Annotated in this window: 8 protein-coding genes and 1 pseudogene; 7 read left to right on the top strand and 2 right to left on the bottom strand. The window is 62.7% G+C overall.

What is annotated here, in order from left to right:
• The 7 genes and pseudogenes from A3764_RS08290 to A3764_RS08260 form a co-directional block, all read left to right on the top strand.
• A pseudogene (locus A3764_RS08290) lies at nt 1-547 on the top strand (glycosyltransferase family 2 protein); the annotation flags it as partial.
• Complete coding sequence (locus A3764_RS08285; protein WP_236628137.1) at nt 544-1275, top strand: FkbM family methyltransferase; 732 nt, start codon at nt 544-546, stop codon at nt 1273-1275. The pseudogene A3764_RS08290 and the gene A3764_RS08285, both read left to right, overlap by 4 nt.
• Nucleotides 1276-2325: a glycosyltransferase family 2 protein gene (locus A3764_RS08280; protein ID WP_067928723.1), complete on the top strand. Its 1050-nt coding sequence runs from the start codon at nt 1276-1278 to the stop codon at nt 2323-2325.
• A 104-nt stretch (nt 2326-2429) separates the two neighbouring features.
• Nucleotides 2430-3389, top strand: coding sequence for a phosphoadenosine phosphosulfate reductase (locus tag A3764_RS08275; RefSeq protein WP_067928725.1), 960 nt, complete (start codon nt 2430-2432; stop codon nt 3387-3389).
• Nucleotides 3390-3421: 32 nt separating this feature from the next.
• Nucleotides 3422-4456, top strand: coding sequence for a dihydroorotase (pyrC, locus tag A3764_RS08270; RefSeq protein ID WP_067928727.1), 1035 nt, complete (start codon nt 3422-3424; stop codon nt 4454-4456).
• Nucleotides 4457-4477: 21 nt separating this feature from the next.
• Nucleotides 4478-5155: an orotate phosphoribosyltransferase gene (locus A3764_RS08265; protein ID WP_067928730.1), complete on the top strand. Its 678-nt coding sequence runs from the start codon at nt 4478-4480 to the stop codon at nt 5153-5155.
• Nucleotides 5156-5306: 151 nt separating this feature from the next.
• Nucleotides 5307-6800 (top strand): replicative DNA helicase, encoded by a 1494-nt coding sequence (locus A3764_RS08260; protein ID WP_067928732.1) that lies wholly within the window; start codon nt 5307-5309, stop codon nt 6798-6800.
• Between the two features lie 132 nt (nt 6801-6932).
• Here the strand turns inward: A3764_RS08260 and A3764_RS08255 are convergent, their stop codons facing one another.
• On the bottom strand, nt 6933-7658 hold the full coding sequence (locus tag A3764_RS08255) for a sterol desaturase family protein (protein WP_067928734.1): 726 nt from the start codon (nt 7656-7658) through the stop codon (nt 6933-6935).
• A 63-nt stretch (nt 7659-7721) separates the two neighbouring features.
• Nucleotides 7722-9124, bottom strand: a 1403-nt coding sequence (locus tag A3764_RS08250; protein ID WP_201722417.1) for a Hint domain-containing protein, incomplete at its 5' end; no start/stop codon positions are given.

Below are 9124 nucleotides of genomic sequence, written 5' to 3'. Positions count from 1 at the left end.
GGGGTTCAAGACGATGTTCCGCAACATCGGGGCCTATGAAAAGATTTCCTGCCACCGGCCCAACAAGCTGCGGGAGGATTTCGCGGACCGGGTCAAATGGGTCAACGGTTCGGGCAAGGACATCACGAAGGCCGTGGCGCAGAAGGGCTGGCGGTCATCGAAGAAGAGCATCGGCTACGATCTTTTGCAACTCAATCACTACGCGCTGCGATCTGCCGAATCTTTCCTGATCAAGCGGCAGAGGGGGCGCGCGCTGCACGTGGATCGTTCCATCGGGCTCAACTACTGGATCCGGATGGATTGGTGCGACTACCGCGATGTGACGATCAAGCGAAACGTCCCGCGCCTGCGCGCGGAATACGACCGGCTGCTCGCGGACCCGGAACTGGCGCGCTGGCACCGGCACGGGATGGAATGGCACCGGGCCAAGGCCCGCGAATTGCGCGCCAAGCCCGAGTTTCACGAACTCTACACACAGGCGCTTGCCGTCGACCTCAATGAAACGGAGCGCGTGGCCTATGCACTCGCGCTGGATCTGGAGACATGAGCATGGAAGAGGTTCAATCCCCGCAGGCACCGCAGCAAGCGCAGGCGAAATCCGACTTCATCGTCTCGAACGGCATAAAGTTTCCCAAGCAGAAGCCGTTCATCACCGGCAATGTGCGCGGTGCATTGCGCAAGGGCAGCTATGAAGCGCGGGAAGCGGCAGCGGCACAAAAGCTGATCATCGAGGATGACGTGGTCGTCGAACTGGGGGCCAGGCTGGACTATATGTCCACCCTCATCGCCACGAAGACCAAGCCCGCCCATGTCCACACATTCGAGGCCAACCCCCAACTGATCCCCTACATCCGCTCGGTCCATGCCGCGAACGAGGTGGAGAACGTCACCCTGCATCACGCGATCCTCGGGCCACGCAAGGGCAAGGCGGATTTCTACGTGCGCGAAAGGTTCATCGTCTCGTCGCTGGCCCCCATCGAGGGGACGAACGTGATCTCGATAGAGCAGGTGGAAATGCGGAATGCCAAGACCGTCTTCAAGGAGGTGAAGCCCACCGTGCTCGTCTGCGATATCGAGGGGGGAGAGGCCGACCTGATCCCCGCGATGGACCTGTCGAACCTGCGCGCCGCGATGATCGAACTGCACCCCCAGTGGATCGGTCCCGAAGGGGTGAACGCGGTCTTTTCGGCCTTCATTTCGGCGGGCATGGCCTATTGGTCGCGCGGTTCGCACGGCAAGGTGGTCTGCTTCCGCAGGAAATGGCCGGTCCGCTGAATGCGCGCCCTCGCCATTCTGACCGTCCGCAACGAAGCGGCGTTCCTGCTGGAATGGCTGGCCCACCATCAGGCGGTGGGGTTTACCGATTTCCTCGTATTCTCAAATGATTGCACGGACGGGACAGATGCGCTGCTGGACCGGCTCGCAGCACTCGGCCATCTCGTTCATCTGCGCAACGACGGGCCTTATGACAAGGGCGGCATCCAGTTCACCGCGCTGAAGGCCGCGGCAAAGACGGTTCTCCTGCAGCAAGCCGACTGGATCCTGCCGCTCGACGTCGATGAATTCGTCAATATTCATGTGGGGGACAGAACGCTGCCCGCCCTGCTGGCAGCGCTGCCGGAGGCGACGGCGATCACCCTGACGTGGCGGCTTTTCGGATCGGCGGGCAAGGTGCGCTATGCCGATGCGCCGGTCACCGAAACCTTTACCCGCTGCGCCCCGAAGGTGCTTTACTGGCCATGGCGCGCGGCGATGTTCAAAACGCTCTACCGCAATGACGGGACCTATCGCAAACCCGGTGTCCACCGGCCCCGCGATCCGGACTGCGATGCGCTGGACACTGCCCGCTGGTACGACGGGCACGGGCGCGCCCTGCCCGACTTCTTTCGCACCAAGCGCATCTTTTCCACCTATGGTCGCGACAACTACGGGCTTGCGCAGATCAATCATTATCCGCTGGGCGCGGTGGAATCCTATGTGCTGAAGGCAGACCGGGGGCGCGCCGTACATTCCGATGACATGCTGGATGCGGACTATTGGATCGAGCGCAATTTCAACACCGACGTTGACGACACCATTACAGGCCTTTCCCCCGCGATGCGCGCAAACCTCGCGGCGTTGAAGGCCGATCCGGAGGTCGCGCGCCTGCATGAAGCCGCCGTGGCATGGCGCAAATCCCGCTTTGATGAGTTGATGTTGCAGGAACCCTTTCGCGCGCTCTTCGGCCGGTTGTTGCTGGCCGGGCCGACCCGCCCGGTGCCATTGGCGGCGGCACAGTTCATGTCAGCCTATGCCCGGCGCTCTCGTCGCGCCGAAGATGAATAGCTAGAATTTCACCAGATTTGTCCCCATTCTCGCCGTATTACGCAAATACTTCGGAAGGCGAACCGCGCGCCCAAGCGCGGAGGTAGCTATGTGAGGAAGCGGCAATGGTATCTGGAACGCCGACGATCGAAACATCGCTGGTCGATCTGCCCCGCAGCGACTGGATGGACACCATTCGGGACATCACCGAAGACGCGGGCTTTCACCAGAACCTCGGCCCCCGCCACTTCGCCGCCTTCGTGGAAGGATCATCCGTCCTGCTCGTCACCTTCGAGACGATGCAGGGGATGCATGCGCTTTCCGAACGGGCCCAGCCGCTGGGATGGGAAATGGTGCGCGACCACGGCTGGTCGCATCTGTGCTTCGTGTCCGATGGCGATACATGGTTCCGCCAGCAATCCGTCTACCGCTACACCGACCGGCTGATCGATGACGGCTTCTTTGACGGCTTCGACAAGGTGATCTTCTACGGTGCGGGGCCCTGCGGCTATGCCGCGGCGGCTTTCTCGGTCGCGTCACCCGGTGCCACCGTGGTGGTCATCCAGCCGCAGGCGACGCTCGATCCACGGGTGACCGAATGGGATGACCGGTTTACGGATATGCGCCGCACCGATTTCACGTCGCGCTACGGCTATGCGCCGGATATGCTCGACGCGGCGGAAAGCGCCTTCGTGCTTTATGACCCCTATGAGCGGCTCGATGCGATGCATGCAGCACTCTTTACCCGACCCAATGTGACCAAGCTGCGCTTGCCCCGCATGGGGGACGCGATCCAGACCGACCTGCTGGAAATGGAATGGCTGTCCGACCTGCTGGGCAACGCGGTCGAAGGCACGCTGGATACCCATAAGTTCGCCCAGCTTTACCGGGCGCGGCGCGAATATCCCCCCTATCTGCGCAACCTGATGGCGGCGCTGGACCGGGGCGGGCGCGACCGGCTGCTCTGGTCGCTGTGTACCAATGTAACGACACGGATGCGCGCGCCGCGCTTCGCCCGCAAGCTCAACGAGTTGAAGAACCGGATGGCCCCCACGGAACAGCGGCGCACCGCAGAAGACGGCTAGCCCTGAGCCGGGCGACGTGCTAGCCCGCCCGCATGACCGAGACCCTGACGATCCGCCGCCCCGACGACTGGCACCTGCACCTGCGGGACGGCGCCATGCTGCAGGCTGTTCTGCCCCATTCAGCCGCCCATTTCGCCCGCGCCATCGTGATGCCGAACCTCGTGCCGCCCGTGGTGACGGGCGACAACGCCCGGGCCTATCGCGACCGTATCCTGGCGGCCCTGCCAGAGGGCGCGGATTTCACCCCGCTCATGACGCTTTACCTCACCGAAGACACCGATCCCGACGATGTGGCCGCAGCCCATGGCGATGGTCTGATCACGGCGGTAAAGCTCTACCCCGCCGGGGCCACCACCAATTCGGCCAGCGGGGTTAAGAATTTCGACAAGGTCGCCCCGGTGCTGGACCGGATGGCGGAGATCGGTCTGCCGCTCTGCACCCATGGTGAGGTCGTGGATGGCGATGTCGATATCTTCGACCGGGAGGCGGTGTTCATCGACCGTGTGCTGGAACCGATCCGCCAGCGGCATCGCGGATTGCGCGTGGTGATGGAACATATCACCACCTCAGACGCGGTGGAGTATGTGCGCGGGCAAGACAGCGATCTGGCCGCGACGATCACGACACATCACCTCGTGATCAACCGGAACCACATCCTCGCCGGGGGGATCCGGCCGCATTACTACTGCCTACCGGTTGCCAAACGCGAAAGCCACCGGCTGGCCCTGCGCGGGGCGGCGACCTCGGGCGACGCGCGGTTCTTCCTTGGCACCGACAGCGCGCCGCATACCGATCCGGCAAAGCTGCAGCCCTGCGGCTGCGCGGGGTGCTTCACCGCGCCCAATACGCTTTCGATACTGGCCGAGGTGTTCGAACAGGAAAATGCGCTCGACAGGCTGGAAGGCTTCACCTCCCGCCATGGACCGGCTTTTTACGACCTGCCCGTGAACGAGGCGAGTGTGACGCTGAAACGCACGCCGCCGAGCCATCCCTCACAGGTGGAAACACCGGACGGCCCCGTGACGGTGTTCGACCCCGGCATGCCTCTCCACTGGTCCGTCGCCTGACCCTGCCCCAAGGAAACCACGATGATCCCTTCCAGCTTTCCCGATGCCCGCGAAATGGCCCGCATGACGGCCCGTATGCTGCTGGAAATCAAGGCAGTTCACTTCAACGCGGATGAGCCGTTCACGCTGGCCTCGGGCCTGCCCTCGCCCACCTATATCGACTGCCGCAAGCTGATCTCCTACCCGCGCATCCGCAGCACGCTGATGGACTTTCTGACGGTCACCGTGATGCGGGACGCAGGCTTCGAAGCCTTTGACAATATCGCCGGGGGGGAAACCGCGGGCATTCCCTTTGCCGCCTTCGTGGCCGAACGGATGGCCCTGCCCATGTCCTATGTGCGCAAGAAGCCCAAGGGCTATGGCCGGAACGCGCGGATCGAAGGTGCCATGCACGAAGGCCAGCGCGTCCTGCTCGTCGAGGATCTGACCACCGACGGCGGATCCAAACTGTCTTTCGTCGATGCGATTCGGGAAACCGGCGCGCAGTGTGCGCATACCGCCGTTATCTTCCACTACGGCATTTTCCCCGAAACGGAAAAAACGCTGGGGGATCACGGTGTCAGCCTGCATGCGCTCTGCACCTGGTGGGATGTGCTTACCGAAGCGCGGGCCCAGACGGCCTTTGACCCTGCCACGCTGAACGAAGTTGAATCTTTTCTGAATGCCCCACGAGAGTGGCAGGAAGCCCACAAGCGTTAAGACCTCGATACCTTATCTGGCCTGCATTTTGCCTGCACACGCGAAATGTGGTAGGCTCATAGGTGCTGTGCTTTTATCCACATAAACATACAATTTGCGCCAGGCGCGCCCCGTGGGTAAGACAACGGCGGCAGAGACGAGGGCAGCAGCAATGAACGAGATCACGTCGCTGAACGCGAACCAGCTGGAGATTCAGGCATCCGAAACGATGCCGCATTCGATCGAGGCGGAGCAGCAGCTGCTCGGTGCGATCCTGACGAACAACGACATCTACGACCGCGTGGCCTCCATCATCTCGGCCCGGCATTTCTACGATCCCGTGCATGCGCGGATCTTCGATATCGCGAGCCAACGGATCGCCAAGAACAATCTGGCCTCGCCCGTCACGCTCAAGGCCTTCATGGAAGATGATGAGGGCCTAAAGGAATTGGGCGGTCCGGCATATCTCGCCCGGTTGGCGGGTGCCGCGATCTCAGCCTTTGCGGTGCGCGACTACGCGCAGATGATCTATGACCTCGCCGTGCGCCGGGATCTCATCCAGCTTGGCCGGGATATCTCTGCCAAGGCGGCAACGGTCGATGTCTCCTCCGAGCCGCGGGAACAGATCGTGGAGGCCGAACAGCAGCTTTACAAGCTGGCTGAACAGGGACAGGTTGAAAGCGGTTTTCAAAGCTTTCTCAAGGCTGTAACCGATGCTGTTAATGTAGCCAATGCGGCCTATCAACGCGATGGCGGGCTTTCGGGCGTCTCCACCGGGCTCATTGACATGGACAAGAAGCTGGGCGGGCTGCACCGGTCGGACCTTCTGATCCTTGCCGGTCGTCCTTCCATGGGCAAGACCTCTCTTGCGACGAACATCGCGTTCAACGTCGCCAAGGCCTACAAGCGCGGCCAGCTTCCCGACGGCAGCGAAGGCGCGGTCGACGGGGGTGTTGTCGGTTTCTATTCGCTGGAAATGAGCGCCGAACAGCTTGCCGCGCGGATCCTGTCGGAAGCGGCGGAGATCCCCAGCCAGCAAATCCGGTCAGGTGACATGACCGAAGCCGAATTCCGCCGCTTTGTCGATGCCGCGAAGGCGCTCGAAGCCTGCCCGCTCTTCATTGACGACACGCCCGCCCTACCCATCAGCCAGCTTGCCGCCCGCGCGCGGCGGCTGAAGCGGACGCATGGTCTTGACGTGTTGATCGTCGACTATCTCCAGCTCGTCCGGGGCACCGGCAAGAGCGAGAACCGGGTCAACGAGATCTCTGAGATCACGATGGGCCTGAAAGCGATCGCGAAGGAACTGGATATTCCGGTAATTGCCCTGTCGCAGCTCAGCCGTCAGGTCGAAAACCGCGAAGACAAGCGCCCGCAGCTGTCGGACCTGCGTGAATCCGGCTCGATCGAACAGGACGCCGACGTGGTGATGTTCGTCTACCGCGAAGAGTACTACAAGGAGCGGGAAAAACCGGGCGATCATGAGCTCGACAAGATGGCGATCTGGCAGGAAGAGATGGAGCGCCTGCATGGCCGGGCCGAAGTCGTGATCGGCAAACAGCGTCATGGCCCCATCGGCACCGTCGACCTCAGCTTCGAAGGCCGCTTCACGCGCTTCGGCAACCTCGTGAAGCCTTGGCAGCAGGGTAACGATCAGGAATTTTGAACCCGCTCAGCGGCGTTATGCTACCCAGCCGGGAATAGTGTGTACAAACATGTGGAAAACCGTGTCGTGGGCGGTTTTTAGCCCGGTTTAACAGCCGCTTGACCCGGTAAGGTCATGTGGCTTTCCGCTGCGTCAACAGCGGGCGGCTTGCGCGATTTCCGCCTCCGACAGCCCATACTCCCCCGCGAACCTGCGCCGTGCCGAGACGAGGCGTGGATCATCGGGCCGCATGCCCAGCGTGCGGATGAACGCGATGCGCTGCCGCGCCTTGAGGTCTTCCGTGTCGATGCTCGTCCCCATGGCCCGGTCGATGATCTGCCCCCCCGGGGAGACATGAAACCAGCGGGAAAAATCCCGGAAATGATGCTGGTTGTGCAGGCGGGTCACATGGCGCTCCACCGCCGTTTTCGGGACGGTGAGATGCGCGCTCATGTGGAACCACTCATAGACCAGAAAGGTACCGATCCCGCCCACCGCGACGACCGCGACGGCAATCCAGACCGCCGAGCCCACGCCCAGAAGCGCCAGCGCCGCCCAGAGCAGTGTGAAGTTCAGGCCAAGCACCGGCAGTGCCACCCAGATCGGCACGAAGAAGAGGCCATGGTTCGTGGGAAAATCGTGGTGGCCGTAATGCGCGCGGTAGAGCAGGTCGAACGCCCATTGGCGGCGGGGGGGCGGCAGATGAAAGATGAACCGGTGCAGGTTGTATTCGTTCAGCATCTGCGCCGCGATCCCCAGCGGCACCAGCAACCAGACCCATGCCGGCCCCGCCATCAGCAATGCGCCCGAGGCCACGGCGAAAATCGCCGCCATCACGGATACGGCGGTATGCGAAAACATGATCTTGAGACGCGTCATGGCGCTATCATAGCGCCAAGGCCCCTGCCCTGTCCTGCCTGACCTTGCGGCGGGTGGCGGCGCTCAGGCCGCGAGCAATGTGGCCTGGGCGCGGGAAACGCTGGGGCGGGCGCAGCGGCCATATGCCACCGGGTTGGCGCGCAACTCGGGGAAAACGGTGAAAAGCTCCTCCCGGGCGCGGTCCTCCAGCCCGCCAAGGCTGTAGCTGCCCGGCTGATAGCTTTCAGACCAGACGCCATCCGCGCGCAGGACCTGATGCGTGTCGAACATGATGTGGTGATAGCAGACCTGAGGGCGCGAAACCTGATGGATATCGCGCCCGTTGACGAGATGTGCGGCGGCCACCAGCACCTCGTCCTCACCGAAGTAAAGCTGGGCGCGGTAATCGTCGATGAGCATACGGTGCTGCGGTGAGACCGCGATGCGGCTGGCGTTGCCGATGCTGCCCGGCTCGAAGACGATGGGGGCAAGCTGCGCGGTGCCTGTCACCTCACGCTGCCCTGCCCAGCGGATCATCTGCGGGCCCGCGTCGCGGGTGATGACCATGTCGCCGGGGCGCAGGTCTTGGACCCGGCGGGGCCCGCGCGGCGTGTCGATCAATGCGCCGGAGGTGAAGCAGACAACCGATTCGATCTCCGAAAAGCGTACGGTCGAGCCGTCCTTCAGGGTAGCGGTACCCGAACGGCCCGTGCCGGGGTCGGTATCCGAATAGACGATCGAACCGGCAAGCAACTGGCCGTTGAAGTCCAGCCGGTCGCCGAACTTCTCCGCTCCTTCGCCGCCGATGATGGTGATGTCTTCGCCGGTGAGCTTGGTGCCGTCGATCAGGAAAAGATCATCGCCGTCGCCGCCTGACAGGCTGTCGCCGCCGCCACCGTAAATCTGGTCGTCGCCCGCGCCGCCGAAGAGCGTATCGCGACCCTCGCCCCCGTGCAGGGTATCGCTGCCGGTGCCGCCATCCACGCTGTCATTGCCGAGCCCCGCATCGACGTAGTCGTCCCCGGCGCCGGCCCTGATGACATCGTCGTTGGACGGATCGCGCACGGCGTCAAACTGCACGTCCGAAAAATAGACCGCCTGCTGAGTGTTGCCGCCGTTGTCATATACGATCTCGATACGCGAGACCGGGCCCGCGATTTCGAACAGCGCGGAACCGGCTTCGCTTCCCGGGGTGACGTTGTTATAAGCGCCACGCACCGTGCTGCCGGTTACGGTGAGCGCACTGCCGGCGGTGATATTTACGAACACCTCATTGCCTGATTCATTATAGGCGCGGACGGTGATGATATCCTGGAAGTTGTTCGTATCGTCGCTGGTGCCGTCGATATCGCTGATCCGGAACCGGACGTTTTCGACCTGATCGAAATATTGCTTGCCCGGACTTGCGGCGAAGTTGAACTCGATGGTGGTGTCGTGCTTGCTGCCGTTGGCGCGCAGGAATGCGGCGGAGTTGGGATCGAATGTCT

The sequence above is a fragment of the Sulfitobacter sp. HI0129 genome, from assembly GCF_001635395.1.
GTDB lineage: Bacteria > Pseudomonadota > Alphaproteobacteria > Rhodobacterales > Rhodobacteraceae > Sulfitobacter.
The sequence above is the reverse complement of the archived record's forward strand: the minus strand, read 5'-3'. Positions and strand labels throughout refer to the sequence as shown.